This window comes from Brevibacterium sp. UBA7493 (assembly GCF_002479565.1).
Classification (GTDB): Bacteria; Actinomycetota; Actinomycetes; order Actinomycetales; family Brevibacteriaceae; genus Brevibacterium; species Brevibacterium luteolum.
In genome coordinates this window covers 161,567-186,843 of sequence record NZ_DLOD01000015.1, presented here as the reverse complement: position 1 = coordinate 186,843, position 25,277 = coordinate 161,567, and the positions used below count along the sequence as shown (strand labels likewise).

Sequence of the window (25,277 nt, the reverse complement as noted above, 5' to 3'; positions counted from 1 at the left end):
CGCCGCCCCGATGACCGAACCGGCCCAGACCGCCGAGGCGATCGTGCGCGCTGTGCGCGCCGTGTGCGATCCGGAGATCCCGGTGCTGACGATTGAGGATCTTGGGATCCTGCGCTCCGTTGAGGTCGAATCCGCCGGCGAGGCGAACGAGACCGGCGAGAGCCAGGAGACCGGCGAAGGCCAGGGGACTGGCGAGGACGCCGGTCTGCGCGCCCACGTCGTCATCACCCCGACCTACTCCGGCTGCCCGGCGATGGAGACGATCCGAGCCGACGTGCAGCGCGCCGCGCGCGCCGCCGGTGCTGCCGAGGTCGATGTCGAACTCGTCTTCTCACCGGCCTGGACGACCGACTGGATGAGCGAGGAGGGCAAGGCCAAACTCGACGCCTACGGCATCGCTCCGCCGACCGGCAAGGCCGCTGCCGGCCCGATCGGGCTGAGCATGGCTGTCAAGTGCCCGCTGTGCCACTCGCTCAACACCACCGAACTCTCCCGTTTCGGCTCGACAGCCTGCAAAGCGCTCTACCGCTGCAGTGACTGCCTCGAGCCCTTCGACTACTTCAAGGTGCACTGATGACCGCAGCCTCTGACACCCAGACCACCAGCCCAGCCGAGAACACCACCGCACCGGCCCCTGAGACCGCGGCCCCGCCTCGGCAGCGGCTGCGCTTCCACGACCTCAAGGTCAACGGCATCCGCGAACTCACCTCCACCGCCGTCGAAGTCAGCTTCGCCGTGCCCGAAGAGCTCGCCGATGAGTTCTCCTACATCCCCGGCCAGCACATCGCACTGCGCACCACCATCGACGGCACCGAGATCCGCCGCAGTTACTCACTCTGCGCGCCCCCGGACGGCAAGACCCTGCGCATCGGCGTCAAGGAAGTCGCCGACGGACTGTTCTCCACCCACGTGCGCAACGACCTGGCCATCGGCGACACGATCGCAGTGATGAACCCGCAGGGCAGCTTCACCTCCCGGCTGACGAAGACCGACACCGGCCGCATCGTCGCGATCGCCGCAGGCTCAGGCATCACCCCGGTGATGTCGCTGGCCGCCTCGGTGCTGCGCACCCACCCGGGAGTGCACTTCACGCTCATCTACGGCAACCGCACGAGCACCGACGTCATGTTCTTAGAAGACCTCGCCGACCTCAAAGACGCCCACATGGGCCGCTTCGACGTCCACCACTTCCTCTCCGGCGAAGGGCGCAGCGCCGAGCTGTACTCCGGGCGGATCGATGAGGACAAGCTCAAGCGGCTGCTCGAACTCGTCATCCCGCCTGAGACCGTCGACGAATGGTTCCTCTGCGGCCCCCTGCCCCTGGTCGACATGGCCCGCACCACGCTTGACGCCCACGACGTCGACCGCTCGAGGATCCACTTCGAGCTCTTCACCACCGGCAAGGAGGGCGAGGGGCGCGCAGGCCCGCGCCGGCCGCGCAGGCCGACCACCACCTCGGGACCGGTGCGCACCGTGACCTTCACCCTCGACGGCCGCACCGGCAAGGCCACCACCCCGCAGGACAACCCCGACACGATCCTTTCGACCGCACTCACCACCCGGCCCGACGTGCCGTACGCGTGCGCCGGCGGGGTGTGCGGCACCTGCAAGGCCAAGCTCATCACCGGCACCGTCGACATGGCCGATAACTACGCGCTCGAACCCGATGAGCTTGATGCCGGTTATGTGCTCACCTGCCAGTCGGTGCCCACCAGCGACAGCGTCGAAGTCGACTACGACCAGTGAGAGCACCGGCGGCTGGAACGGGCGCCGCAGGCAGATCCCCGCAGGGCTGAAAGGAACCCGATGACGACCATCACCTCAACCCACTCCAACCCCGAGGACACGACGAGCGCGCCGGCCGAAGCCATCGGGCCGGTCGCTGAGATCGTGCTTGACGGCGCCGCCTCGCGCAACGCGCTTGATGCCGATGCCCTCGGTGCGCTGCTCGACCACGTCGAGGCGCTGCTGCCGCTCATCGACGAAGGGGCCGTGCGCGCGCTCATCCTGCGCGGAGAGGGCACGGTGTTCTGCTCCGGCCGTGACATCGCAGGCGTCGACGTCGAGACCGATGACGCCTACGAGTTCCTCAACAGCGACTTCTGGCCGGTCTTCGACACCATCCGCTCGCTCGAGATCCCGGTCATCGCCGTCGTGCAGGGCGCAGCCCTGGGTCTGGGCTACGGGCTGGCTGCAGCTGCCGATGTCATCTACGCGGCTGAGGATGCGAAGTTCGGCTCGCCGTTCGCCGCGATCGGCGCGATCCTCGACTCCGGCGCCCACGCCGTGTTCCTCGACCGGCTCGGCTACCACCGCACCATGGACTTGATCCTCACCGGCGACTTCATGACCGGCACCGAGGCGGCGGCCACCGGGGTCGTCTCACGTGCGGTCCCCGCCGGTGAGCTGCTCGACTTCGCCCGCGCCAAGGCCGCGAAGATGGCCACAGGTCCTGCCGAGACGTTCCGGATGGAGAAGCACTTCACCCAGAACCTCGCCGATGAGCGCACCCGCCTGGGCCAGGTGTGGGACACCGAGGCGTTCTTGCAGGAGCGCGCCCGCACCAGCGATGACTATCGCGAGGGATTCACCGCCTTCCAGGAGCGCCGCAAGCCGACGTTCGGCTGAGCGGCTCAGCTCAGGGACTGCCGCAGCTCAGGGCTCGCCTCAGCCGAGCGACTGCCTCAGCTGATCGGTTCGGGGGCGGTGCCCTCACCCCACGGACGGTCGCTGAGCGATTCGCGGCCGTGGGCGGTGTGCCAGCCGGAGGTATCGGGGCCGAGCGGGACGATGCCGGTCGGGTTCACCGACGTCTGGACGATGTAGTAGTGGTCCTTGATCTGCTGGAAGTCGACCGTGTCGCCGAAGCCGGGCATCTGGAACAGGTCGCGGGCGTAGGCCCACAGGTTCGGGAAGTCGCGCAGCTGCTGGCGGTTGCACTTGAAGTGCGAGTAGTACACGACGTCGAAACGGGCGAGCGTGGTGAACAGGCGGACATCGGCCTCGGTGATGGCTGCGCCCATGAGGAACCGCTGGTCCTGCAGGCGGGCTTCAAGCGTGTCGAGTGCGGAGAACAACCGCTCGAAGGCCTCGTCATAGGCCTCCTGGGATCCTGCGAACCCGCACCGGTAGACGCCGTTGTTGACCTCGGTGAACACCCACTGCATGAGCTCGTCCATCTCCTCCCGCTGCGCCTCCGGGTACAGGTCGGGGGCGCCCTCGCGGTGGTGGGCGGTCCACTCGGTCGAGAAGTCGAGGGTCATCTGGTTGAAGTCATTGGTCACGACCTGGCCGCTTTCGATTTCGACGATCGCCGGCACCGTGATGCCGCGCGGGTAGTCTGGGCAGCGGGCGAAGTAGGCCTGCTGAAGGCGCTCGATGCCGAGCACCGGGTCCACTCCGCCAGGGTCAAGGTCGAAGGTCCACGATCGCTCGTCATGGGTGGGTCCTGCCAAGGCGAGCGAGAGCGCGTCCTCGAGGCCGAGCAGCCGCCGGACGATGAGCGTGCGGTTGGCCCACGGGCAGGCCCGGGCGGCCGCCAGCCGGTAGCGGCCGGCCTCAACGGGCCACAGCTGCTGATCGGCGTGGGACTTCTCAGCTGTCTGCGGGTCAGCGACAATGCGGTCGTCGATGTAGTTCATGTCCCGGGTGAATGCCTTGCCCTTGGAGACATAAACGCCGGCAGTCGAATGCTCGGGATTCTCGTCGGGCTGGGTGCCGTCGTGATTGCGGGGGGTGGGGTTCTCAGACATACACCCGACGTTACCATCATATAATTTAAATTTAAATCATATGATGACTGACATCACGACGTTTTCTTCTCAGCGCTATAGGTAAGCCTAACCTTAGGTGCTAGAGTGGATCGTGGAGTGAGGTTGCCGCACCAGGGAAGCCCATGCATTTCGCTACTCCGGCATGGGTTTCCCTGGTGCATCTCTGTCTGCGGCGGTGCCTCTCTGCTGCCGCCGGCGGCTCCGCCCGCAGCGGGCGGCCTGCTTCCGGCGGGCGGCCCGTCATGGCCGGGCGGCCATTTGCAGCTTGGGGATTTTGCTGGCGAGGTCTGCGGGCTTGAGTGGCATATGTGGCGTCGACCACTGCGTGTCCGACATGCTGGACTATTCACCGCAGGTATGTCTTCCCAGGCTTTGTGTGCGCCGGTCAGCATATGCCTATGACTGCATCACCTCCGCTTCTCGACGGCATTCGAATCGCCGACTTCTCCCGCGTGCTGGCAGGCCCGTACTGCACCCGCATGCTCGCCGACCACGGCGCCGAGGTGTTCAAGATCGAAATGCCCGGCCGTGGTGATGACTCCCGGCATCTTGGTCCGTTCATCGACGGGCAGAGCACCTATTTCTCCGGCCTCAATCACGGCAAGCACAGCATCGAAGCCGACCTCAAAGACCCCGAAAGCCTTGAGCGGCTGCGCGCCTTCATCACAACCTGTGACGTCGTCGTTGAGAACTTCCGGCCCGGCGTCGCCGCCAAGCTCGGCCTGTCCTACGACGACGTCGCAGCGATCAAACCCGATATCGTCTACGCTTCGATCTCCGGGTTCGGCCAGACGGGCAGCCAGACGAAGCGTCCGGCCTACGACACCGTGATCCAAGCGCTCTCCGGACTCATGGCCACCACCGGCTTCGCCGACGGGCCGCCGACCCGCGTCGGCGAATCGATCGCCGATGTCTCCGCCGGCGTCTTCGCCGCCTTCGGCATCTCCGCAGCCCTTGTGCGCCGTGAGCGCACCGGCGCGCCAGCCCACATCGACATCCCGATGTTCGACGTCATGCTCGCCATGCAGCCGACGAACTCCGCCATGTACGCCGCCACGAACACCGCCCCCACGCGGGTGGGCAACCGGCACCCGGTGTCGGCGCCCTTCGACACCTATGAAGCCAGCGACGGCCTGTTCGTCATCGCGGTGGCCAATGACCGGCTCTTCGCCGTGCTCGCCGAGGCACTCGGCAAGCCCGAACTCGCCGCCGACCCCCGCTTCGCCACCGACGCCGACCGCAGCGCCAATGATGAGGCTCTGCGCAACGAGATCGAAGGGGTCTCCGCCTCGCGCACTGTCGCAGACATGTGCGCGCTGCTCGACGCCGCAGGCGTGCCGGCCTCCCCAGTGTGGAACATGGCCGAAGCACTGACCAGCGACCTCGGAACCGAACGCGATCTGCACGCCCGCGACCCCCGCCTCGGGCACGGCTTCATCGCCCACCCCCTGCTTGTCGACGGAACCAGAGCGGCGACCGACCTGCCGGTCCCGCAGCTCGGCGAGCACAACGACGCCCTGACCGCTGCCGCGAACCCGACTGACGAGGAGTGAGGATGAACCTCGAACCCACCGCTGATGAACAGGAGCTCATCGACGCTGTACGTGCCGTCTCGCGCGACGTGCTCGCCCCGCAGGCCGCCGAGGCTGACGCGAATGAGCGGGTCTCAGATGACGTCATCGCCACCCTCGGCGAGGTTGGGGTGCTCGGTCTCAACCTGCCCGAAGAGTACGGCGGGCCCGGTGTCGGCTCGGTGGCGATGAGCCACATGGTCGCCGCCGTCGCCGAGGGCTGCGGATCGACCGCCTCGATCATCACCGCCCAGTACCTCGCCACCGATGCCGTGCTGCTCGGCGGCACCGAAGCCCAGCGCGAGGAGATCCTGCCCGCTGCAGCCGAAGGCAAGCTCATCGGCGCCTTCGGACTGACCGAGCCCGGCGCCGGCTCCAACCCCGCGGAGATGTCGACCCGTGCCGTGCGCACCGAAACCGGCTGGCACCTCAAGGGAACCAAGCACTTCATCACCAACGCTGGCTTCGCCGACTTCATCGTCGTCTTCGCCATCACCGACCCTGAGGCCGCCCACCGCGGCATCTCCGCTTTCCTCGTCAAGCCGGCTGAACTCGGCGAGGCGATCAGCTTCAACCCGCCGGAGAAGACGATGGGCCTGCGCGGCAGCCCGATCTACGAATTCGTCATCGACGCAGAACTGCCCGCCGAGGCCCTCCTCGGCGAGGAAGGGCAGGGATTCGCCACGGCGATGCGGGTGCTCGACCGAGGCCGCATCGAAGTCGCCGCGATGAGCCTGGGCATCAGCCGTGCGGCACTTGACGCCGCAATCGCCTGGGCCAAGGAGCGCAAGATCGGCGGCAAGCCGATCAACCGGCTGCAGGGCATCGCCTTCAAGCTCGCCGATATGCATGCCAAGTACCGTGCTGCCTGGCTGCTGACGATGGAGGCCGCAGCGGTGCGCGATTCCGGGGAGGACTTCACCCTGGAATCGGCCACTGCGAAGCTCGTCGCCAGCGAAGCTGCCGGCTTCATCACCGATGAAGCGCTGCAGATCCACGGAGGCTACGGGTTCACCCGTGACTTCCCGCTTGAGCGCTATGCGCGCGACGTGCGCATCTACCGGATCTACGAGGGCTCCTCCGAGATCCAGCGCACGATCATCTCCCGGGCCCTGGCAAAGTAGCCGGGCACCGGCTCTGAAAGGAACAACTGATGAATCCGATCTGGTTCGTCCTCGCACTGCTCGTCTATTTCGGCGTGCTCATCGCCTTGTCGTTCTACCGTCGGCGCGCCGACTCCGGCACGGACTACTTCCTCGGCGGGCGGACTATGCCCGCTTGGATGCTCGCTATGGCTTTTGCCGCCTCCTGGTACGGCGGCAACTCCGCGCTCATCTCCATCGATGAAGCCAATTCGCAGGGCATGGGCTCCTGGTGGGTGCTCGGTGGCCCGACGGTCATCGCAGTCGTCGCCCTCATCTTCATCGGCCCGATCATCCGCCGCATCGGTGTGCTGAGCCAGGACGGCGTCATGAACATGCGCTACGGGCGGCTGACCGGCACGCTGCTCTCGCTCGTCATGGGCATCTACATGGTCGTCTGGGGCGCTTCCCAGATGGTGGCGCTGGGCAAGTTCTTCGCCGCGTTCTTCGGCATCAACTTCGTCCTCGCGGTGCTCATCGGCATCGTCGTCGCGATCTTCTACGCCACCATCGGCGGCTTCCGCGCCGTTGTGCTCACCGAGACCATCCAGTTCGGGCTGCTGCTGCTCGGCCTCATCATCACGCTCGTCGGCGCGCTCATCCTCTCCGGCGGCATCGACCCGGTGATGGAGCGCGCAGCGACCGAGCGGCCCGATGACTTCTTCAACCTGTTCGCCGGCTTCACTCCGAACATCGCCTTCGTCGTCAGCTTCGCTCTCGCCTTCCTCATCGAGGGTGCGGCCTGGCAGCGCATGCAGGCCGGGCGCACTCCGCGTGACGCGCGCAAGACCGCCGGCTTTGCGCTGTCGTACTTCATTCCGCTGTACTTCCTCGTCGTGGCCGCCGGCATCGCCTCGATCGGCGTGTTCCCCGAAGTTCCGGAGAACGGCGTCGTCGCCACCCTCGCCGGTGAGCGCTTCTGGCCGATCTTCGGTGTGCTCGTCTTCATCGGCATCGCCGCAGCGATCATGTCGACGATCTGTACGACGCTCAACCTGTCGTCGCTGTACATGACTGAGCTGTACACGAAGATCAAGCGCAACAACGTCTCCGATAAGCAGAAGGTGCGCGTGGGAATGATCGGCACCCTCATCGCCTCGGTGCTCGGCTTCCTTATCGCCATCCAGTTGCCCGAAGCGCTCATCCTGCTCGGCCTGGCCAGCGAGATCCTGGCAGCCGGCATGTTCTTCCCGATGATCATGGGCATGTTCTGGCGCCGGGCCACCCAGAAGGGCGCAGTCGCCGGCATCATCGCCGGATCGAGCTTCACGATCTACGGATTCCTCGTCGAGCTCGGCCTGCCGCTACCCTACTTCTGGCCCAACGACGGACCGACCCGGATCTTCATCGGCCTGGGCCTGAGCTTCATCTTCTACGTCGTCGTCTCGCTCATGACCAAGCCGGACACCGAGCGCATCGAGCGCTTCATGCACCAGTCGCGCTACGGCACCGACGAGTCCGCCGAGCAGATCGTGGCCGAGCACGAGGCCGCTGACGATGCTGCTGCTGAGGCTGCACGCAAGTCCCGCAACGGCCGCACCAGCTGAACCGGACCGGCTGCGGGAACCGGGTCCATCGCCTCGGGCGCGGATCGCAGCACGCGGACGTGAGATGGCGAACGCCGCCGCAGGAATCTTTCTGCGGCGGCGTTCGCGCTGACCGTGCCGGAGGCTCCGGTCACCTGGGCCGGGGAGGGTCACCTCAGCTGAGGCGGGGTGCCGGGGTCCTCGCGATCCTCGTCATCGGGGTCAACGGTTTCGGACTGCACGACTGGGCCGCTGGCACCGAAACCTCCACTGCGGCCGAAGCCTGCCGCACCGAAGCCTGCCGGGCCGAACCCGGCGGAAGCAGTCGGCAGGGTGGCGCGGCCGATGCGCACACCGAGAACGATCGCAATGACGCCGGCGAGTATGAGGAATGCGGCGATGAGCCACAGCAGCGAGACCGCGCCGGCGATGGGGTTGATGACGAGCAAAAGACCGATCGCAAGGCCTGCGATGCCGCTGATGAGCATGACCCACCAGCTGGGCGCGCCCATGCGCCGGAAGGCAAATGCGCCGAAGACCTGCATGAGTCCGAGCACAAGCGCCCAGAAGGCGATGAACACCACGATCGCGACCACTGCGGTCTCCGGCAGCAGCCCGACGATGATGCCCAGCACGAGGGAGAGGGCTCCGGCAAAGGCCAGCGTCCCGCCGCTGCGGACGCCGGTGGCGCGCCCGCGCAGCCAGGCACCGAGTCCCAGAATGCCGTTGATGATGAGCCAGGCGGCCATGAGCCAGGCGAAGACCTGCAGACTGGCGCCCGGCCAGACGATCATGATGACGCCAGTGAGCAGGGCGAGAACTCCCTGGATGACGAGGCCGTTGCGGGCGCGGCGCTGCAGGGCGGCCAGCGGGTTGCTGTGGCTGTCAGCGGAGTGGCGAGTCACGGGCTGCTCCTGTTCTCCGGCCGGTGAGGGACTGCGGCCGACGGTTCTCCTGCACGGGAAAACGATGCAGGTGTCGGGAGTATTCCCTGATGGGACGGCTGCCAGGCAGCTCGAAGCGGTGCGGTTGTGTGACCGGTAGGCTGAAGGCAGCCGATGCGAAGGAGCTGCCGTGACGTTCACCCCGCCGCCGGATCCCACCACTCGCCCCACGCTGCAGGGCACCTTCGGCATGAGCGCCTCGACCCACTGGCTGGCCACCCAGACCGCGCAGGCGGTGCTCGAACGCGGCGGCAACGCCTTCGACGCATCGGTCGCGGCAGGGTTCGTCCTCCACGTCGTCGAACCCCACCTCAACGGTCCCGGCGGGGACATGACCGGCCTGTTCGCCACCGCCGAGGTGCCGATGCCGCAGGTGCTCATGGGTCAGGGCCCAGCCCCGGCCGGTGCGACGCTCGAGCACCTCCGTGCCGAGGGCCTCGACATGGTCCCCGGCGCCGGGGCGCTCGCTGCGGCCGTACCGGGTGCGGTCGATGCGTGGCTGGTGCTGCTGCGCGATCACGGCAGCTGGGACATCGCCGAGGTCCTCGCATACGCGATCGGCTACGCCGAGAACGGCCACCCGATCCATGCCGGCACCTGCGCTGCGATCGCCTCGGCCGCTGAGATGTTCCGGGCGCATTGGCCCAGCTCAGCCGAGCAGTGGCTGCCCGGAGGCCAGGTCCCCGAACCCGGTGACCTCGTGAGGATGCCCGGATATGCGAGGACGCTCAGGCGGCTGCTCGTGGCTGCCGATGAGGCCAGGGCTGTTGGTGATGGCGGGGCTGATAGCGACGTGTGGGTGGCCCGCATCGAGGCGGTGAGGCGCCAGTGGCGCGAAGGCTTCGTCGCCGAAGAAGCCGCCGCGTTCATCCGCGAACCCCACATGCACTCAAGCGGCACCATACACGCCGGGGTGCTCACCGTTGAGGACACCGCTGGGTTCTCAGCCGGGTACGAGGAGCCGGTGTCGATCGAGTTCCGCGGCCACACGATCGCCAAGACCGGGCCGTGGGGTCAGGGACCGGTGCTGCTGCAGACCCTGCGGATCCTCGACGGCTTCGACGACGCCGACCTCGACCCTTCGACCGAGCGGGGTGCGCACACGATCCTCGAAGCCCTCAAGCTCGCGCTCGCCGACCGCGATACCCACTACGGGCATGGAGAGGTCGATCTGGAGACTCTGCTGAGCGAGGAGTACGCCGCCAGCCGGCGCGAGCTCATCACAGACTGGGCCTCGCTGGACTTCCGGCCCGGTCTGCGCGACAAAGGCGAGGCTGGTTTTCTCCCGCCCCTTGTGACCAGTGATGAGTTCGAGCTGCCGGCCGAGGCGGTCGGCTCCGATGCCGGTGCTTCGGTCGGTTCCGCAGCCGGATCCGGGGAGCCGACGATGCAGACGAACGGCACCCCGCGGGCCGTCCGCGGGGACACGTGCCACCTCGATGTCGTCGACCGGTGGGGCAACATCATCTCCGCCACGCCTTCGGGCGGGTGGCTGCAGTCCTCGCCGCTCATCCCGGCTCTCGGGTTCTGCCTGGGCACCCGACTGCAGATGATGTGGCTCGACGAGACCTCACCCTCCCGGCTGGAGGGCGGCAAGCGGCCGCGCACCACGCTGACCCCGACTCTCATCAGCCGCGGCGGGAAGCCGGTCATGGCACTCGGCACGCCGGGTGGAGATCAGCAGGATCAGTGGCAGCTGCTGGCGATCCTGCGGATGCTCGTGGGCGGCTACACCCCGCAGCAGGCGATCGACGCACCGGCGTTCCACACGACCGCGCTTCCCGGCTCCTTCTGGCCGCGCACCTGGACTCCCGGCGGCGTTGTGGTTGAGGATCGGCTCGGCGATGAGGTCATCGACGGGCTCATCGCCCGCGGCCACGTCGTCTCCCGGGCAGGAAACTGGTCACTCGGCCGGCTCTCCTGCGTCACCTGCGACCCGGAGACCGGGATCCTGCAGGCGGCCGCGAACCCGCGCGGCATGCAGGGATACGCTGCCGGACGGTGACCCTCAGCGCGGCGGGGTCAGCCGGGCGAGCGTCTCAGCAGCCGGCTCCTCGCGCGCCGACTGCCAGCCGGTCCCAGCCCACAGGTGCACCCAGTCGGACTGGCCGGCCTTCGCCGCCGCGGTGCGGATGGGCTTCGTCAGGTGATGGACCTGCGGATAGGCAGGCGGAGCAGCGGCCGCGTAGTCGTCGATGAACCGGTTGCGCAGACCCCGGGCCAGCCGCCCGGTGAACGCCCGGGTCAGTGCGGTCTGGGTGAAACGGGGGTCGGCGAGGGCCTGCCGGTGCACCGCCGAGGTGCCTGCCTCATGCGTGCGCAGCAGCAGCGTGCCGACCTGCACGGCCAGCGCACCGGCCTCGAGCAGAGCAGCCACCGACTCGGGGCCGTCGACACCACCAGCGGCGATGACCGGCAGATCCACCCGCTCACGCACCTCGCGCACCAGATCAGCGGTCTCAACCTCGGCCACCGCCCGCAGCGGATCATGGGTGCCGGCATGCCCGCCGGCCCGGCTGCCCTGCACGATGAGACCATCGCAGCCGATCCCCGCCGCCGCCTCGGCCTCAGGCGCGTCCGTCACCGTGGCGAGCACGCAGGTGCCGACCGCATGCAGACGCGCAACCGTCTCGGGCGCGGGGAGCCCGAACGTCAGCGAGACCACCGGAACCGGGTCGGCCAGCAGCGCCTGGAGCTTCTCCTCGAAATGGTCATCGTCCATCACCGGGCGGGCGTCGATCGGCGCGTCGAGCTCATCGGCCAGCGGGGCGAGCCGGCCGGCATAGGCAGCGAACGCAGCCTCATCAACGACAGCCTGCCCGGGCACGAAGAGATTGACGCCGAAAGCCACATCACCAGCCAGCTGGCGGAACTCATCGATCTGGACGCTCAGGGCCTCGGCGGTGAGGTAGCCGCCGGCCAGGAACGGGAACCCGCCTGCGGCAGCGATCGCCGCCGCCAACCGGGGTGTGGTGGCGCCGCCGGCCATCGGTGCGCCGACAAGTGGACGGTCGGTGGCCAGCAGCGCGGTGACAGCTGGGGTGGCGGCGTCGGGCGTGGTCATGTCGCAACGGTAACAGCGCAATCGGCCCGGGGGAACGGGCTCGGGTGCAGGTGGACGAGAGTTTCTCAGGGCTCGGGAACCGGCGTCGCCTCCGTGGGCACGGATCGCTGAGAATGAACAGCACCGAGAGGCAGATCACAGATGCCGCCGCGACCGCCGGCCGGCAGGAGGGGACAGGCGTGAGAGCACTCGCAGACACCAGCACCGAACCAGCGCAGCCGGTGGCCGGCAGCCCGTCGATCACGAGTTTCGACGGACCGGACATCGACATGCTCATCCGGCAGGGCTTCAGGCCCGCCCGCATCGAATCACTGGCGACCGTCGCCCGCGACATCCTGTCCATCACCTTTGCCCCGCCGCTGGGCGCTGACGCGGCGTTCACCCCCGGCGCGCACCTCGAAGTCGCGATCCCGCTGCCCGACGGCCCGGCGATCCGCCACTACTCGCTGTGTTCGAAACCCGATGGCAGCCACGGCTGGCGGGTCGCCATCCTCAACGAGCCGACCGGCCGCGGCGGCTCCCACTGGCTGCACGAGCACCTCACCGACTGCACCAGCCTGCTCATCCGCGGCCCGCGCGACACCTTCGGCTACCAGCGCCGCTCGCCGATGCTGTTCGTTGCCGGCGGGATCGGCATCACCCCGATCTCCGCGATGATCCACGACGCCGAGGACGCTGGCCTCGACTGGCACCTCATCTACGTCGGCCGCCGCAACGAACTCATGGCCTTCGCCGACGACCTCATCGACTCCCACGGCTCCGAGCGTGTCGATGTGCGCATCACCGCCGAGACCGGCCGGCCCGATGTCGTTGCCCTGGCCCGCGACTGGTTCGCCACCGCCGGTCCGCATCCTTCCGGCGGGACCGCGCCGGAGGCGGAGGGCACCTGCGGCAGTCCCGTCGTCTCCACGTGCGGCCCGGTCATCTATACCTGTGGCCCGGTTCCGCTCATGCGCGCGCTCGCCGCCGGGATGGAGGCTGAGGGCATCGAGGTGATCTTCGAGGACTTCGACGACGACGCCCCACCGGCAGCCGAGGCCACCGGCACTGGTCAGGCCGAGGCGGCCGGCGCCTCGGGTGCGGACACCGCCTTCACCGTCGAGACCACCAGCGGCGATGAAGTGCAGGTAGCCCGCGGCCAGTCGATCCTCGCAGCCCTCGGTGCTGCCGGGGTGCGGACGCTGAGCTCATGTCAGAAGGGCACGTGCGGGACGTGTGAGACGACGATCCTGCAGGGGCGGGCCGATCACCGTGACCATGTGCTCAGCGATGAGGAGAAGGAGGCGCAGGAGACGATGATGATCTGCGTCTCGCGTGCCCAGACCGACCGGCTCGTCCTCGACATCTGAGGTCAGATGAGCTCCTCATCGACGCTGCCCGGCGCTGCCGCCAGAGCACCGGTCAGCCCCATGAGCACGCTGATGCCGATCATGAACACGATCGGGGCCGTCCAGCCGCCGGTCAGGCCGAGCAGCGCACCGACGAGCATCGGGCAGACGGCCGCGAGGATGTAGCCGCCGGACTGGACGAATGCCGAGGTCGAGGCGGTGACGGCGACATCGGTCGTGCGCCGCGTGATGAGCGCGAGCACGGCCGGGAAGGCGAAGCCGCCGTAGGCCAGCAGCACCGCCCACAGCACCGGTGCGGCAGCGGGGCTGATGAGCAGGCCGGTGTAGCCGGCGGTCGAGGCGGCCGCGAAGCTGATGATGAAGGTGCGCGGGTAGAAGTCGCGGACGATGATCTGCGGGGCGAGGAACCCGCCGGGGATGCCGGAGAAGGCGACGATGCCGATCATGATCCCGGCGGTGACAGGATCGAGGCCGCCGTCGCGGTAGATCTGGGGCAGCCACCCGAACTGCACATAGGCGTTGACGGACTGGAAGCCGAAGAACAGCGCCATCCAGCGGGCCTTCGTCGAGGCCACGATGCGTTTGCGCACGCGGGTGCCGCCCGCCTCGAAAGCGGGAGGGCCAGCCAGGCGCGGCACCGAGCCGGCAGCCCGGAGCACGAGCCAGGCGAGCAGAGCAGTGACGGGGATGACCGCCCAGAAGCCCAGGCCCACCCGCCATGTGCCGGCCTGGACGGTCAGCGGGGCGGTCAGCAGCGAGGGCAGGGTGGCGCCGAGACCGAGCGAGACGGTGAAGACGGTCGCGGCGAGCTGGCCGCGGGCCGGGAAGCGGGCCTTGACGTAGACGAGGAGGACGACGTTGCCCAGCGCCATGCCGATGAGCGCGAGCACCGTCAGCGTCGCGAAACCCGGCCAGGTGTGCGACAGGGCGCGGGCGATGACACCGGTGGCCGTGCACGCACATGAGATCGTCAGCGCACCGAACAGGCCCGCCCGTGCGAGCAGCGGCAAGGCGATGAGTCCGCAGGCGGCGAAGACAAGGCCGGGGAAGGCAGTGAGCAGCCCGGACTGCCAGGCCGTCAGGCCGAAGGCGTCGGTGACCTCGGCCAGCACTGGGCCCAGCGACGTGGCCGCTGGGCGCAGACTCGCGGCGATGAGCACGAGGCAGACCAGCGCGAGCGCATCAAGGCCCCGGCTGGTGCGAAACGGCGTGCTCTGGGCGGTCATTGGAGGCAGCGCGCTCCTTCTCTCAGCCGTGGGTTCTGGTGCGCCGGTGCGCGCCGTGCGACTGGTGTGCGCAGCGCGGCAGGCGACAGTCCATCGTATCCGGTCACCAGGCTGGCAGCTGAGGATTCCGCTCCCCGCTGCTGGCAGGAGACAGCCCGAGACTGAATGCCGGGCTCAGCACAGGTCTCAGCGTGCCGCCTGAGCATCGGCGGCGCGTACGACAGCCCCATCCTTGACGAGGGCAGTGGCGGTGCGGACCTGCGGGTAGAGCACGACGTCCTGGGTCAGGTGAGCGATCGTGCGGCCCTGCGTGTCGGTCGTCGAGCGCAGCATGTCGATGACGCGCCGGCCGGCAGACGAGATCTCCTCGCGGGTCACGGGCCGGCCGTCGGGGCGCCCGGCGGCTACGCGCAGCTCGAGGGCCTGGACGGCCATGAGGAGTTCGATGCCGACGACGGCCTCGATATTGGCCACGATCTGGCGCAGGTGACGCCCGGCGTTGTTGGCCATCGAGACGTGGTCCTCTTGGTTCGCAGATGTCGGGATCGAATCGACGGCATCCGGATGGGCAAGGGTCTTGCAGTCGGAGACGAGGGCCGCGGCCAGATACTGCGGCAGCATGAACCCGCAGTCGAGGCCGACCTGCGCGGAGTCGACGAGCATGTCGGGCAGACCGCGGTTCAGCGTTCCGTCGTCGAGGCGGAAGATCCGCCGTTCGGTGATGTTGCCGACCTCGGTGACCGCGATCGAGAGGAAATCGGCGGCGAAAGCGACGTATTCGGCGTGGAAGTTCCCGCCGGAGACGGCCTTGAGTGGGCGCGGCAGCTGCGGGAAGACGAGCGGGTTGTCGGTTGCAGCGTTGAGTTCGCGTTCGATGATCCCGATGGTGAACTCGAGCGTGTCGGCGACCGGGCCGAACACCTGTGGCACACAGCGCAGCGAGTACGCATCCTGCGGCGGTTGCCGGTCCGGGTCGGCAGCCCGGCTGCCGGTGATGAGCTGCGAGTCGGCCATGAGCTCCCGCATCCGGGCGGCGACGGCGATCTGGCCGGGCTGCCTGCGTACGGTGTGCAGCTCGTCGATGAACGCATCACCGAAGCCCAGCAGCGCCTCGATCGTCATCGACGCGGTCACCTGCGCGGTCTCCAGCAGGGTCGTCGCATCCCAGGCCGCGAGCGCGGTCTGAGCAAGGGAGAACGACGTGCCATTCAGCAGTGCGAGGCCGTCCTTGGCGCCGACCGGCACCCGGTCGATGCCCGCTGCCGCCATCGCCTCGGTGCCGGGCACGATCTGCCCGTCAAGCACTGCCTCACCGGAATCCTCGGGCTTGTCCTCCCCGGTCGGCGGGCCGGTGAGGACAAGGGCGATGTGGGCCAGCGGGATGAGGTCTCCGGAAGCGCCGAGCGAACCGTATTCGGGTACCGCTGGCCACACGTCGTGATTCAGCATCGCGACGAGCCCCTCGACGAGCGGCCAGGAGATCGCCGAATGTCCGGCGATGAGCGACTGGATGCGGATGAGCATCGTGGCCCGCACGACCTCTTCGTCGACGAGCCGGCCGATGCCTGAGGCGTCGGCGAGGATGAGCCGGCGGGAGAGCTCAGCGGCATCAGCGGCACTGGGAAACGCCTGCCGGCCGGCCAGGGAGCCGAAACCGGTGTTGACCGAGTAGATCGCCTCGACGTCCTCACCGGCCTTCATCCGGTCGATGACATCATCGAGCCAGGCGCGTGACTCCCGGCAGGCCTCCTGGGCGGCCGGGGCGAGGGTGATGCGGCGGCGGTGCCGGGCGACGTCGACCATGTCGGCCAGGCTCAGATCGGATTCGCCGAGGGTGAGTACCGGGCCGTCGAACTCCTCGGTCGCGGCCGGCTGGCCGGGCAGCGGAGCAGTGGCGTGGTGCAGGTTCGAGTGCGGATGTGCGGTCATATGCGGGTCTCCTCGCAGATCGGACGGTCAGATGGAGTGGTGCGCCGGCAGTGTCCGGGCGGCGGCGGTGACGGTGCCCAGAGGGTCGCAGTGCCCAGAGGGCCTGGCGCCGCGGTGGCCGTGCGGCTTAGGCAGGTGTCGCTTTCAGCGGCACCGAGGTGTAGGAGCGCAGTGTGGTGTGGATGAGCGGCTCGGGCTCGGCGGTCGGTTCGAGGTGAGCGACCCGGGCGCAGAAGGCGGAGAAGAACGCATCCATCTCCATCCGCGAGATCGGCTGGCCGACGCACTGGTGGATGCCCATGCCGAAGGTCAGGTGCCCGCTGGCATCCCGGTCGATACGGAACTCATGTGCATCAGGACCCCACTTCGACTCATCGCGATTGGCCGAGCCGGGGAAGACGAGGACCTTCGTCTCGGCCGGCAGGTCGACTCCGCCGATCGTCGTGTCCCGGCTTGTGGTGCGGTAGAAGGACTGGAAAGGCGAGTCCCACCTGAACGCCTCGTCGATCGCGTACTTCGCCAGGCTTGGGTCGGCGTGGACGCGGGCGTACTGGTCAGGGTGTTGGGCCAGCGCATTGAGGGTGTTGGTGATTGCGAAGATCGTCGTGTCGAGCCCGGCTGAGAGCATCGCGCGCACCAGCAGTGTGGCCTCATCTGCATCGATTGTGCCGGCGTCGGCGAACTCCCAGATCTGGGCGCCCATTCCCGAGGTGTTGAGCACCTCGCGAGCGCAGTTCTCCAGCACCCAGTCATATGTGCCCTCCGCGGCTTCGATATGGGCCCGGGCCACGTCGTTCTGCGGGCCGAAGGTCGCGAAGTTCGCAGCTCCCTGGACCGGCAGGTTCTCCGCCCGGCCCTCGCGTGGGATGCCGACCGCGTCGCCGAAGACCCGCAGCACGAACCGTTCGGCCACCTCGGCGGCGTCGAAGGCGCAGTCGCCGGTGAGCACATCGTCGAGCACGGTCTTGGCGTAGGTGGCGAAGCCCTTGCGCAGCGGGCGCAGCCTGCGGGGATTGATGACCCCGGTCATGGCCTCGCGCATGCGCGTGTGGATGGGCGGATCGACTTCGAGGATGCCCGGCTTGCGCAGCGGCGGGTTGTGGTGGATGTTGACGATCCCCACCCCGGCTCCGGAGATGTAGGTCTCCCAGTCCTCAAGGATCTCGCGCACCTCGGCATCCCGGCCGAAGGCGTGCACGTCGTACATGCTCAGCCACGCGGCCGGTCCGGCCTCGCGCAGGCGAGTGAGGAACGGGTACGGGTCGCGCAGCACCTCGGGTGAGTACGGGTCATCGGTCAGCGTGGTCGTGGTGAGGGCCGTCATCGGAACCTCCGGGAGTGAGTGCGGTCAGGCGGCAGCCGGCGGCAGGCTGCCGTGTGCTGCCGGCTGTGTCTTCCCTCACGGTAGCCGTCTCCGAGGCGTGGCGCCCGCGCCAATCTCATGGGCTGGGAAGGCAGTCGGCAGGGCGGCGGAGCAGGCGAGGTGCGGATTACGCGGAGAGTTCGGCACCGAGTTCTTCGGCTGCCGAGGTGAGGACCGGCGTCAGCGACTTCACGAGGTTCGCCGGCACCCGGTCGGCGCGTCCGGCCACGGCCAGCGAGCAGATGACCTCCCCGCCGACGCGAACGGGCGCGGCCACGGCGATGGCGCTGTCGATGAGCTCGCCGTGGGAGACAGCGACCCCGCGGGCGCGGATGTCCTTGAGGTCGGCAATGAGGTGTTGACGGCGGGCGAGCGCGTGATCATCGGCGGCATCAGCGCTGACAGCCCGCAGCGCGCCTTCAATGACAGCAGGCGGCGCGTAGGCGAGCAGCACGCGCTGGCCGGCGCCGCGGTAGATCGGCAGCACCTGGTTGATGCGAAACGAGATACCAGTATCGGCGCTGGGGGAGACCTGCCGCAGACACACGGCATTGTGCCCGGCGCGCACGGTGAGCACCGAGACCTTGCCGGTGCGGTTCGTCAGACCCTGCAGGAAGGAGTGGCCGACTTCGACGAGCCGGGTGCGGGTGATGTCCTGGCCGGACCAGGCCGAGAGCCGCCAACCGGGCACGAATCGGCCGTGCTGCTTTTCGATGAGGTCGAAGTCGGTGAGCGTTTTGAGGTAGCGGTACGTCGTCGACAGCGGCAAGCCGAGCTCTGCGGAGACATCCTGGGCACTGACCTCTCCGCCTTCGGCAACGTGGGTGAGCACCCGCAGCCCACGCACGAGCGCAGAGTCCGCACCGGGCTCGGAGGCGCGGGAATCTCCGGCTGAGCTGTCTGTCGAGTTCATAGATTCAGGGTACGCCAGCGGCAGTCGCAAGCGCTCCATACTGTGTCACCGGCGGTGAACGCACCCACGATGCTTCGCGGTTTCAGCACCACGATTGATCAGGAAGGCGCTGGCCATCCAGTCGTACCACTTGGCATCCTCCGGTCATCACTGCCGGCTTCCGGATATCGCTATCCGGATCTTTCTGCTTCACAGGCGGATGCTCGTTCACGCGTGACCGCGAACAAGTCTTCTTCCATCTCCACAGACGGTGACTGCGAGCCCCGCAGCCAGTATGTTCGTTGCGGCGTTGACGTCGCGGTCGTGGTGTGTGCCGCAGGCACACGTCCACGCCCTCACATCAAGACTCTTAGGACCAGTAACTGCACCGCACTGGGAGCACAACTGCGTCGATGGGAACCACGGATCGATGACAATTAAGTTCCTGTCATGCCATCGAGACTTGTATTCCAGCATGGATCGCAGCGCTCCCCATGACGCATCTGACATTGTGCGGTTCAAGCCCGTCTTCCGTCTCCCTCCCTTGGCCCTCAGCCGTTGAATTGACAGGTTTTCGATCACGACCGTTTGGTTCTCGCGGACGAGTCGAGTGGTGAGTTTGTGCAAATGGTCTCGACGGCGATCAGCAATCACAGCGTAAATGCGCGCGACCTTTACTCTTGCCTTGGAAAAGTTGGCTGACCCCTTTTGCTTGCGCGCTAGGCGTCTTTGGGCCCGGATCAGGCGAGTTCGATCTCTGCGTTCATGGCGAGGATTGTCAATCTTCTCTCCGGTTGACAGTACCGCTAGAGATTCTAAGCCTAGGTCTATACCGACTGCATTGCTCTTAGCGGCTGGTGGCTCTGCGAGCGTCTCGTCTACCAAGTTCGATACGAACCAACGATCAGCGCGATCACGCGACACTGTCACCGTTGACGGAACGGCGTTGGCTGGCAGCGAGCGAGACCACACAATGTCCAAGGGCTCAGCCATTTTCGCCAGTCGAAGCTGCTTGTCATCCCAGCGGAACGCTGAGACGGTGAACTCGGCACTCGCTTTCGACCTGCGCTTGGACTTGAATCGAGGGTAGGCACTTTGCCTCTTCCAGAATCGCTTGAAGCCGGAATCAAGATGCCGCAGCGACTGTTGGAGAGGCACCGAGGAAACCTCGTTGAGGAACGCAAGCTCTCTGCTCCGCTTCCATTGAGTCAACATCGCAGAAGTATCCGCATAGCTTAGATTGCATCGGTTTGACTCCGATGCCGCTGTCCGCGCTTGTAGAGCCAGATTGAAGACGAGGCGCACGCACCCGAAAGTCTGATTGAGCAGTTGCGCCTGCTTAGGACTCGGGTAGAAGCGGAATTTGTACGCTCGCTTCACCATCTTCATGAATCTATTATTCGGTGATATGTTCTAATAGTCAAGAGTTTTGCTGGAAATTGTTCCGATCCTTCCCTGCATCAGCTGCCACTGGTGGCTATACCGGAGTCCGGGAGGCTTTCCGTCCGGGGTGCCGGTGGGTTCAGCGGAGCGCCTGGGAATCTCGCTTGAGGCAAGACGGTTACCGCATGCGGAGGACGCGCTACCGGGGGAGTTGCTCCCTAGTTCTGTGAGCGCCACCACAGCAGCGCCATCAGCAGCGCAGCGCGGGATTCGGCATCTGCGAGCGAGACGCCGAGTCGCTTCTCCAGGCGCCGAGCGCGGTCATAGACGACTGGGCGGCTGATGCCCAGCTTGGTTGCCACCTCGGTCTTGTTCCCAGCAGCCAACACATAGGTCTGGAGGAAGTCGAGTGCCGCATGGTCAGGTGCCGAAGACGCGTCTGCGCCGGCGCCGAGCAGCGGTGCCAGCTCGCTTTCGGCGAAGACGCGCATCCGCGCATCATCGGCCAGGCCGGCGATGAGGCCGTTGAGCCGCAGATCGGCGAACCGGTAGAAGGGCCGCTCGCGCACCGACATCCCTGCGGCGATCCGGGCAGTCTCGACCGCTGTCTCCAGATCCCTGCCCGCGGCGAGGACTCCGTTGCGTGGTGGGCCCACTCCGATCGTGATCGACCGGTTCAGATTGACTGACAAGGTACGGCTGAGCTCGCTGAGGGGCGCATCCACTGCATCGGTGGGGAAGCCCACCAGGGCGACGACGGTGCCGTAGCGCCATGTGCCGGTCAGAGCGGAGAGGCCCAGGCTTCGGCTGACGGCGATGAGCTCGCTGCGGATGCGGCGCTCTTCGAGCTGGTAATCGGAGAGATCGACTCCAGCGGCATCCGAGACGTCGGCCGTGTGCAGCGCCACGGCGGCGTATGCCTCCGATCGGCTCATTCCGTATCGCTGCGATCGCAGCGCAGCGACCTGGTCTGTCATCTGCGTGTGCGTCGAAAGCTCGCCGAGGAAGCGGTCGGTGGCGTCGAGCAGCAGGTCCCGCTGATGCTGGGTCGCCATCCGCACGAGGGTGATGGCCTGGCCGGCGCGCTCGAGCACCTCGGCGGCGTAGCGGTCGGCCGGGTCTGCGAAGGGTGCGGCGAGTCTGCCCCACCGGTTCTGCTTCATCCCGACGGGCACCGCCCGGCCGCTGTGCAGTGGCCAGTCGTCGAAGACCTCGTCCTCGGTCATGTCGCGCAGCTCGAAACTCAGGATGCGATGGGCGGCGTCTTCGAGGACGACTGAGGTGTTGAGCAGGTCGCTGGTCGTCTCGACGATCTTCGCCTCGTCCGCCCCGCTGATGCTGAGCTCGGTGAACACCTCATGCACTTCGCGAGTGCGTTCGATCCACTCGAGGTGTTCGGCGATGAGCAGGCGGTGGGCTGCCTGGGTGATGCGGGCGAACCGGACCCGTTCTGTCAGCGCGATGACGGGGATCTGGAGGCCGACGCTCGCTGCGCGCAGCACCTCGAGCGACGCCGCGTCCGGTTCATCGCCCTCTGTGACGATCTCGACTGCGAACGCCGCTGCGCCGGCCTTCTCCAGACGCAGGAGGAACGCGCGGGTGCGATCGACGTTGAGCCGGAACGCCGGTCCGCTCGACAGCAGGAACTCCCCGCCTTCCAGGAGGGAGGCGACGTCCTCGGTCTCAGCGATGTGGACCCACCGCACTGCCGCGTCAAGCCGGTCCTCACCGGAGAGGACGGTCAGCTGCGTTCGCTCAAGCTCGGGCACCGAGAGCACCGTGCGGACGGTGACGCCCTCCCGGCCCGTCCCGATCACCGGGCTCACCTCGGGCTCTGCTGACAGGACAGGTGTGCGCACATGCCGCCAGTTTACAGTCTGTCATGGATTTGAATGCGAAGTTGACAGAGCGTTCAGTGCGCAAGGCGGCTGGGCGCGTGATACTGGCGTCCAGCATTGTGGGGTCGATCACGCCGGTGTCGTCGGTTCGCAGCACCCCGCATCTTCACATCAGGGAGAGGTTTCGATGGAGACTCTGGCACATTGGATCAACGGCAGCGCGGTGACCGAAGGCGACAGCGTGCGCACCGCTGACATCGTCAACCCGGCAACGGGCGTCGTCTCAGGCCGCGTGCCCCTGGCTGACACCGAGCGGACGCAGCAGGCGATCGCCGCCGCCAGTGACGCGTTCCCTGCGTGGCGGGACACCTCGCTGTCGAAGCGAACCGCAGTGCTGTTCGCCTTCCGGGAGCTGCTCAACGCGCGCAAGGAGGAGCTCGCCGAGATCATCACCGCCGAACAGGGCAAGGTGCTCGCCGACGCGCTCGGTGAGATCAGCCGCGGCCAGGAGGTCGTCGAGTTCGCCTGCGGCATGCCGCACCTGCTCAAAGGCGGCCACACGGAGAACGCCTCGGCTGCCGTCGACGTGCACTCGGTGCGCCAGCCCGTCGGCGTGTCTGCGATCATCTCGCCGTTCAACTTCCCCGCCATGGTGCCGATGTGGTTCTTCCCCGTGGCCATCGCCGCCGGCAACACCGTCGTCCTCAAGCCCTCAGAGAAGGATCCCTCGGCTGCGAACTGGATGGCCGAACTGTGGAAGGAAGCAGGACTGCCCGACGGCGTCTTCAACGTCGTGCACGGCGGCAAGGAATCCGTCGACACGCTCCTCAGCGATGAGCGCGTGGCATCTGTGTCGTTCGTCGGTTCGACTCCGATCGCCAAGTACGTCTACGAGACTGCGACCTCCCACGGCAAGCGCGTGCAGGCGCTCGGCGGCGCGAAGAACCACATGCTCGTGCTGCCCGATGCTGACCTCGACATCACCGCCGACGCCGCCGTCAACGCCGGATACGGCGCAGCCGGCGAACGGTGCATGGCGATCTCGGTCGTGGTGGCAGTCGAGGACATCGCCGATGAGCTGGTCTCCAAGATCGCCGAGCGCACCCGCTCCCTGAAGGTCGGCGACGGCACCCGCGGCACCGACATGGGCCCGCTGGTCACCGTCGAGCACCGCAACAAGGTCGCCGGCTACATCGACGCCGGTGTGGAGGCTGGAGCAACCCTCGTCGTCGACGGGCGCGAAGGCGACGTCGACGCCGACTCCGCCGATGCCTTCCTCAACCCGACCCTGTTCGACAACGTCTCACCGGACATGTCGATCTACCAGGACGAGATCTTCGGGCCCGTCCTCAGCGTCGTGCGCGTGAAGTCCTACGACGAGGGCCTGGCCCTCATCAACGACAACAAGTACGGCAACGGCACCGCCATCTTCACCAACAACGGCGGGGCGGCCCGCCGATTCGAGAACGAAGTCCAGGTCGGAATGGTCGGCGTGAATGTGCCGATCCCAGTGCCGATGGCTTACTACAGCTTCGGCGGCTGGAAGAACTCCCTGTTCGGCGACACCCACGCACACGGAGCTGAGGGCGTGCACTTCTTCACCCGCGGCAAGGTCATCACCAAGCGCTGGCAGGACCCAAGCCAGCTCGGCATCAACCTGGGATTCCCGACCAACGGCTGATCACCGCGCCGGACACCCAGCCAGCAGCTTCAAAGGAGAGAACCATGACAGACCAGAACCTCGCCGCGAGCGACCAGACGCAGGAGGCCGGCAGCCGTCCGTACACCCAGGACGATCTGGACCGGGCCCGGCGCGGCAAGGAACTCGACCGCAAGCACGTCTTCCATTCGTGGTCCGCCCAGGACAAGATCGACCCGATGGCAGTCGTGACCGCACAGGGATCCCGGCTGTGGGATGCCGATGGCAACGAGTACATCGACTTCTCCTCGCAGCTGGTCAACACCAACATCGGCCACCAGCATCCGACGGTCGTCAAGGCGATCCAGGATCAGGCAGCCCGCCTGTGCACGATCGCACCCTCGCACGCGAACGATGCCCGCTCCGAGGCCGCCCGGCTCATTAGCGAATTGGCGCCCGAGGGGCTCAACAGCGTGTTCTTCACCAACGGCGGTGCTGACGCGAACGAGCATGCTGTGCGCATGGCCCGCCTGCACACCGGCCGTCAGAAGGTGCTCACCGCCTACCGCAGCTTCCACGGCGGCACCACACTGGCGGTCAACCTCACCGGCGACCCGCGCCGCTTCGCCAACGACACCCCAGGTGCAGGCGTCGTCCACTTCATGCCGGCCTACACGTACCGTTCGTACTTCGGCTCAGCCGACGAGACCGAAGAGACCGAACGCGCCCTGCGCCACCTCGAAGACATGATCGTGCTCGAAGGGCCGCAGAACATCGCCGCCGTCATGCTCGAGTCGATTCCCGGCACCGCCGGCATCTACGCACCGCCACCCGGGTACCTCGCAGGCGTCCGGGAGCTGACCCGCAGATACGGGATCATGTACATCGCCGACGAGGTGATGGCCGGATTCGGCCGCGCCGGCGAATGGTTCGCCATCGACCACTGGGGAGTGACACCGGATCTCATCACCTTCGCCAAGGGCGTGAACTCAGGTTACGTACCCCTCGGCGGCGTCATCATCTCCGACGAGATCCGCCAGACCTTCGCCGAACGCCCATACCCCGGCGGGCTCACCTACTCCGGACACCCGCTCGCCACAGCGGCCGCGGTCGCCACCATCAACGCCATGCGCGACGAAGCGATGGTGGAGAACGCCAAGCGGCTCGGAGCAGAAGTCATCGGCCCGTACCTGGAGAAGATCGAAGCCAACCACCCGTCCGTCGGCGAAGTCCGCGGCATGGGCTGCTTCTGGGCCCTAGAGCTGGTGGCGAATGCCGAGACACGTGAACCGCTGGCTCCCTACGGCGGCTCGTCAGAGGCGATGGACCGCGTGACCGCGGAGATCAAGAGGAACGGCGTCCTGCCGTTCACCAACTTCAACCGCATCCACGTCGTCCCACCGCTCAATACCCCCGATGACGAGGTGCTCGAAGGCCTGCTCATCATCGACCGCGCCCTCGACATAGCGGACGAATACGTCGAGCGGATCCATTGATATCCCTCGACAGTCTGTGCGTGACTGGGACATGACCAAGAGACATGAGCCGATGGCCCACGGTCTTCAGTCACATGCCGAAGACAGCGCATGGGCACGAGTGACACACTCGTCTGACCTCAGACCTTGAGACGGAAGGAAC

19 protein-coding genes are annotated in these 25,277 nt (G+C 67.2%); 10 read left to right on the top strand and 9 right to left on the bottom strand.

The window, feature by feature from the left end; translation table 11 throughout:
• The first annotated feature begins 10 nt into the window (after window positions 1–10).
• Genes paaD through B4E96_RS09700 form a run of 3 tightly spaced genes read left to right on the top strand, consistent with a single transcriptional unit; the run spans window position 11 to window position 2,628 of the window.
• Window positions 11–574, top strand: a complete 564-nt coding sequence (gene paaD / locus B4E96_RS09710; protein ID WP_286957571.1) for a 1,2-phenylacetyl-CoA epoxidase subunit PaaD — start codon at window positions 11–13, stop codon at window positions 572–574.
• Window positions 574–1,746 (top strand): 1,2-phenylacetyl-CoA epoxidase subunit PaaE, encoded by a 1,173-nt coding sequence (paaE, locus tag B4E96_RS09705; RefSeq protein WP_286957384.1) that lies wholly within the window; start codon window positions 574–576, stop codon window positions 1,744–1,746. Before paaD ends, paaE begins: the two co-directional genes overlap by 1 nt.
• Before the next feature lie 60 nt (window positions 1,747–1,806).
• Entirely contained in the window at window positions 1,807–2,628 is an 822-nt protein-coding gene (locus B4E96_RS09700; protein ID WP_286957383.1) for an enoyl-CoA hydratase/isomerase family protein, read from the top strand.
• A 56-nt stretch (window positions 2,629–2,684) separates the two neighbouring features.
• Here the strand turns inward: B4E96_RS09700 and B4E96_RS09695 are convergent, their stop codons facing one another.
• Window positions 2,685–3,752 carry a glutathione S-transferase family protein gene (locus tag B4E96_RS09695; RefSeq protein ID WP_286957382.1) on the bottom strand — a complete coding sequence of 356 codons (1,068 nt, stop codon included), beginning with the start codon at window positions 3,750–3,752 and terminating at the stop codon, window positions 2,685–2,687.
• A gap of 419 nt (window positions 3,753–4,171) precedes the next feature.
• Here B4E96_RS09695 and B4E96_RS09690 point away from each other — a divergent pair, with 419 nt between their 5' ends.
• The 3 genes from B4E96_RS09690 to B4E96_RS09680 are packed head-to-tail and all read left to right on the top strand — an operon-like array spanning window position 4,172 to window position 8,033.
• Entirely contained in the window at window positions 4,172–5,326 is a 1,155-nt protein-coding gene (locus B4E96_RS09690; RefSeq protein WP_286957381.1) for a CaiB/BaiF CoA transferase family protein, read from the top strand.
• Between the two features lie 2 nt (window positions 5,327–5,328).
• Window positions 5,329–6,468, top strand: a complete 1,140-nt coding sequence (locus B4E96_RS09685) for an acyl-CoA dehydrogenase family protein (RefSeq protein WP_259800269.1) — start codon at window positions 5,329–5,331, stop codon at window positions 6,466–6,468.
• Between the two features lie 29 nt (window positions 6,469–6,497).
• On the top strand, window positions 6,498–8,033 hold the full coding sequence (locus B4E96_RS09680; RefSeq protein ID WP_286957380.1) for a sodium:solute symporter family protein: 1,536 nt from the start codon (window positions 6,498–6,500) through the stop codon (window positions 8,031–8,033).
• A gap of 149 nt (window positions 8,034–8,182) precedes the next feature.
• Here B4E96_RS09680 and B4E96_RS09675 read toward each other — a convergent pair whose 3' ends face one another.
• Window positions 8,183–8,917 (bottom strand): HdeD family acid-resistance protein, encoded by a 735-nt coding sequence (locus tag B4E96_RS09675; RefSeq protein WP_286957379.1) that lies wholly within the window; start codon window positions 8,915–8,917, stop codon window positions 8,183–8,185.
• Between the two features lie 169 nt (window positions 8,918–9,086).
• Between B4E96_RS09675 and B4E96_RS09670 the strand changes: the two genes are divergently transcribed.
• Window positions 9,087–10,961, top strand: a complete 1,875-nt coding sequence (locus B4E96_RS09670) for a gamma-glutamyltransferase family protein (protein WP_286957378.1) — start codon at window positions 9,087–9,089, stop codon at window positions 10,959–10,961.
• Window positions 10,962–10,964: 3 nt separating this feature from the next.
• Here the strand turns inward: B4E96_RS09670 and B4E96_RS09665 are convergent, their stop codons facing one another.
• The gene (locus B4E96_RS09665) at window positions 10,965–12,020 is read right to left on the bottom strand and encodes a nitronate monooxygenase (protein WP_286957377.1); all 1,056 of its coding nucleotides are present in this window, start codon (window positions 12,018–12,020) and stop codon (window positions 10,965–10,967) included.
• A 179-nt stretch (window positions 12,021–12,199) separates the two neighbouring features.
• On the opposite strand from B4E96_RS09665, the gene B4E96_RS09660 reads away from it, so the two are divergent.
• The gene (locus tag B4E96_RS09660; protein WP_286957376.1) at window positions 12,200–13,369 is read left to right on the top strand and encodes a PDR/VanB family oxidoreductase; all 1,170 of its coding nucleotides are present in this window, start codon (window positions 12,200–12,202) and stop codon (window positions 13,367–13,369) included.
• 2 nt (window positions 13,370–13,371) lie between these two features.
• Here B4E96_RS09660 and B4E96_RS09655 read toward each other — a convergent pair whose 3' ends face one another.
• The 6 genes from B4E96_RS09655 to B4E96_RS09635 form a co-directional block, all read right to left on the bottom strand.
• A complete protein-coding gene (locus tag B4E96_RS09655; protein ID WP_286957375.1) occupies window positions 13,372–14,595 on the bottom strand; it encodes an MFS transporter in 1,224 nt (407 codons plus the stop codon).
• A gap of 186 nt (window positions 14,596–14,781) precedes the next feature.
• Window positions 14,782–16,524 carry an HAL/PAL/TAL family ammonia-lyase gene (locus B4E96_RS09650; protein ID WP_286957374.1) on the bottom strand — a complete coding sequence of 581 codons (1,743 nt, stop codon included), beginning with the start codon at window positions 16,522–16,524 and terminating at the stop codon, window positions 14,782–14,784.
• A gap of 127 nt (window positions 16,525–16,651) precedes the next feature.
• Complete coding sequence (locus B4E96_RS09645) at window positions 16,652–17,848, bottom strand: cytochrome P450 (protein ID WP_286957373.1); 1,197 nt, start codon at window positions 17,846–17,848, stop codon at window positions 16,652–16,654.
• A gap of 166 nt (window positions 17,849–18,014) precedes the next feature.
• Entirely contained in the window at window positions 18,015–18,800 is a 786-nt protein-coding gene (locus B4E96_RS09640; protein ID WP_286957372.1) for an IclR family transcriptional regulator, read from the bottom strand.
• A gap of 207 nt (window positions 18,801–19,007) precedes the next feature.
• Complete coding sequence (locus tag B4E96_RS13405; protein WP_414632694.1) at window positions 19,008–20,162, bottom strand: RNA-guided endonuclease InsQ/TnpB family protein; 1,155 nt, start codon at window positions 20,160–20,162, stop codon at window positions 19,008–19,010.
• A 218-nt stretch (window positions 20,163–20,380) separates the two neighbouring features.
• The gene (locus B4E96_RS09635; RefSeq protein WP_286957371.1) at window positions 20,381–22,021 is read right to left on the bottom strand and encodes a PucR family transcriptional regulator ligand-binding domain-containing protein; all 1,641 of its coding nucleotides are present in this window, start codon (window positions 22,019–22,021) and stop codon (window positions 20,381–20,383) included.
• Between the two features lie 166 nt (window positions 22,022–22,187).
• Between B4E96_RS09635 and B4E96_RS09630 the strand changes: the two genes are divergently transcribed.
• Window positions 22,188–23,681 carry a CoA-acylating methylmalonate-semialdehyde dehydrogenase gene (locus tag B4E96_RS09630; protein ID WP_286957370.1) on the top strand — a complete coding sequence of 498 codons (1,494 nt, stop codon included), beginning with the start codon at window positions 22,188–22,190 and terminating at the stop codon, window positions 23,679–23,681.
• A gap of 44 nt (window positions 23,682–23,725) precedes the next feature.
• Entirely contained in the window at window positions 23,726–25,135 is a 1,410-nt protein-coding gene (locus B4E96_RS09625) for an aspartate aminotransferase family protein (RefSeq protein ID WP_286957369.1), read from the top strand.
• Window positions 25,136–25,277 lie beyond the last annotated feature (142 nt).

Bases quoted from the DNA above. Each gene is read 5' to 3' on its own strand.
- paaD (WP_286957571.1), top strand. From the start codon at position 11: ATGACCGAACCGGCCCAGACCGCCGAGGCGATCGTGCGCGCTGTGCGC.
- paaE (WP_286957384.1), top strand. From the start codon at position 574: ATGACCGCAGCCTCTGACACCCAGACCACCAGCCCAGCCGAGAACACC.
- B4E96_RS09700 (WP_286957383.1), top strand. From the start codon at position 1,807: ATGACGACCATCACCTCAACCCACTCCAACCCCGAGGACACGACGAGC.
- B4E96_RS09695 (WP_286957382.1), bottom strand. From the start codon at position 3,752: ATGTCTGAGAACCCCACCCCCCGCAATCACGACGGCACCCAGCCCGAC.
- B4E96_RS09690 (WP_286957381.1), top strand. From the start codon at position 4,172: ATGACTGCATCACCTCCGCTTCTCGACGGCATTCGAATCGCCGACTTC.
- B4E96_RS09685 (WP_259800269.1), top strand. From the start codon at position 5,329: ATGAACCTCGAACCCACCGCTGATGAACAGGAGCTCATCGACGCTGTA.
- B4E96_RS09680 (WP_286957380.1), top strand. From the start codon at position 6,498: ATGAATCCGATCTGGTTCGTCCTCGCACTGCTCGTCTATTTCGGCGTG.
- B4E96_RS09665 (WP_286957377.1), bottom strand. From the start codon at position 12,020: ATGACCACGCCCGACGCCGCCACCCCAGCTGTCACCGCGCTGCTGGCC.
- B4E96_RS09655 (WP_286957375.1), bottom strand. From the start codon at position 14,595: ATGACCGCCCAGAGCACGCCGTTTCGCACCAGCCGGGGCCTTGATGCG.
- B4E96_RS09650 (WP_286957374.1), bottom strand. From the start codon at position 16,524: ATGACCGCACATCCGCACTCGAACCTGCACCACGCCACTGCTCCGCTG.
- B4E96_RS09645 (WP_286957373.1), bottom strand. From the start codon at position 17,848: ATGACGGCCCTCACCACGACCACGCTGACCGATGACCCGTACTCACCC.
- B4E96_RS09640 (WP_286957372.1), bottom strand. From the start codon at position 18,800: ATGAACTCGACAGACAGCTCAGCCGGAGATTCCCGCGCCTCCGAGCCC.
- B4E96_RS13405 (WP_414632694.1), bottom strand. From the start codon at position 20,162: ATGGTGAAGCGAGCGTACAAATTCCGCTTCTACCCGAGTCCTAAGCAG.
- B4E96_RS09630 (WP_286957370.1), top strand. From the start codon at position 22,188: ATGGAGACTCTGGCACATTGGATCAACGGCAGCGCGGTGACCGAAGGC.
- B4E96_RS09625 (WP_286957369.1), top strand. From the start codon at position 23,726: ATGACAGACCAGAACCTCGCCGCGAGCGACCAGACGCAGGAGGCCGGC.